The following is a 2,019-nucleotide window of genomic DNA, read 5'->3' on the forward strand; positions in this document are numbered from 1 at the left end:
GCACCCCTCCGGGCCGGTCGCAGCCGAGCCCGGCCGCCGCCAGGGCGCCGTCCGCGACCGTACGGGACTCCGGCACGAAGGGCTCGTACCTGCCGAGGCCGGGCAGCAGGGATCGCGGCGGTGCCGTGGTCGAGCACGAGCCGCTCTGCACGATCGCCCGCTGGAACAGGCCCGCCGACGCGGGGGAGGTGAGGTGCGCGCAGACGCTGAGGGCCCCCGCCGATTCGCCGAAAACGGTGACGTTGCCCGGGTCGGCACCGAAGCGCGCCGCGTTCGCCCGTACCCAGCGAAGCGCCGCCCGCTGGTCCGCGAGGGCGAAACCGGGTGCCCCGCCGAGCTCGGGATGGCCGAACAGGCCGAAAACACCCAGCCGGTAGTTCACGGTCACGACCACCGCGCCGTCCTGCCCGGCGAGCCGCTCGGGCCGGTACGTGTCGCCCGCGCCGCTGAAGAAGCCGCCGCCGTGGAACCAGACCATGACGGGCCGCCCCCGGCCCCCGGCAGCGGCCCGGCCCCCCGGAGCGGTGACGTTGAGGTACAGGCAGTCCTCCGAGCCGATCGGCCCGCCCACCCCGACCGCCGGCAGCTGCGCACAGCGCGGACCGGGCGTCCCGGCATCGCGTACGCCCCGCCAGTGCGGCACCGGCTCCGGCAGCCGCCAGCGCAGCGGGCCGGTCGGGGGAGCGGCGAAGGGGATCCCCCCGAAGGTGTCGTACGCGCCGTGCGCCCGGCCCCGTACCGGCCCCCGGTCGGTGTCCACGACGAGCCGGTCCGGACCGGGCGCGACGCCCAGCAGCAGCAACACGACGGGGAGCACCAGGGCCCACCGGCGACTGAACTGGCGAAAGTCGGTCACGGCCGACGCCCTTTCCCCTTCGGGGCCCGGGACCCGGGTGGAGACCCCCGTTTGCCCGCCCCGAATGGCGCAGTCACCGGAAGTGGCACTCAATGTAACAAAACGTGCGCTTCCCATGACGCACGATGACCGGCGCGCGATTGCGTAGACCCGCGCGTCGGCGAACGGAGCTTTCCATGAATGACCCCATCACCCTCGCGGCGAAACAGCACGAAGACCGCGACGGAACCCCCGACCCCATAGCACCGGACGAGCCGACCACGCCCCCGCCCATGCGGACCTTGCTGGAGACGACGGCCACCTGCCGGCCGGTCGAGGAGGTCACCGCGCTCGTGAGCCTCCTCACGGAGGGCGGCCCGCTGCCCGACGCCGGGCACGACGCGCTGCGCACGGCCGCCGTGACCCGACCCGTGCAGGACGTACGACGGATGGTCGCCCTGCTGGGCGAGTCGCCGCACGAGGTCGCCGAGGCGGGCCTCACGCTGCGCGCCGCCGCCGTCGGACGGTCCATCGAGGACGTCGCCCTGCTGGTGACCATCCTCGGCAAGGAGGACGCGGCCGAGACGGAGCGCGGCGGCAGCGCCGGGCCCGCCGGTCCGGCCGCACCGGACGCCGACCCGTCCGGCCCGCACGCGGAGCCCTCCGCTCGGCCCCCCGAGGAGAGGCATGAGGCACCGTACGAGCCGCGGTACCCGGAGCTGTACGAAGCCCCATACCAGGCGCCGCCCCGGCGCACCGCTCCCGTCGACCCGCCCGTCGCCTCCCGCGACCGGGTGCTGCGGCGCGTCCTGCGCTGGCCCGTCGCGATGGCCCTGCTGGTCAGCGGCGCCCTGCACCTGCCGAACGACCTGACGGCCCTGCCGTTCGCCGCACCCGTCGACTACCTGCCCCTCCTCGTCACCGTGCTCTGCCTGGTGAGCGGCGCGCTGGTGGCCCTACGGGACACCACGACGGTCTGGCGGGCGGGCGCGGCCACCGCTCTCGGGGTGGTCGCCCTGCACGTGCTGGGCGGGTCGCTGCGGTACGACCCGCTGGCGGGCGCGGTGGGCGGCACCGTGGCCTGGTCCGGTGTCACCGTCGTGCTGTGCGCGGCGGTCGGTGCCCTCCTCGCGGGCCTGGCCCTGAGGAACCGCCGGGAGCCCTCGGCCTGACCGGCCCCCGGC

The 2,019-nt window shown here is 75.7% G+C and carries 2 protein-coding genes; one reads left to right on the forward strand and one right to left on the reverse strand.

Annotation, left to right across the window (positions count from 1 at the left end; genetic code table 11):
- The coding region (locus ACWGIU_RS36635; protein ID WP_453712397.1) for a carboxylesterase family protein at window positions 1-856 on the reverse strand (856 nt) is incomplete at its 3' end.
- A gap of 176 nt (window positions 857-1,032) precedes the next feature.
- Here ACWGIU_RS36635 and ACWGIU_RS36640 point away from each other — a divergent pair.
- Complete coding sequence (locus ACWGIU_RS36640; protein ID WP_453712398.1) at window positions 1,033-2,007, forward strand: hypothetical protein; 975 nt, start codon at window positions 1,033-1,035, stop codon at window positions 2,005-2,007.
- The last annotated feature ends 12 nt before the right edge of the window (window positions 2,008-2,019 follow it).

This window comes from Streptomyces sp. NPDC054840 (genome assembly GCF_053611065.1).

Excerpts from the sequence above, each read along its gene's own strand:
- ACWGIU_RS36640 (WP_453712398.1), top strand. The coding sequence starts at position 1,033 with ATGAATGACCCCATCACCCTCGCGGCGAAACAGCACGAAGACCGCGAC.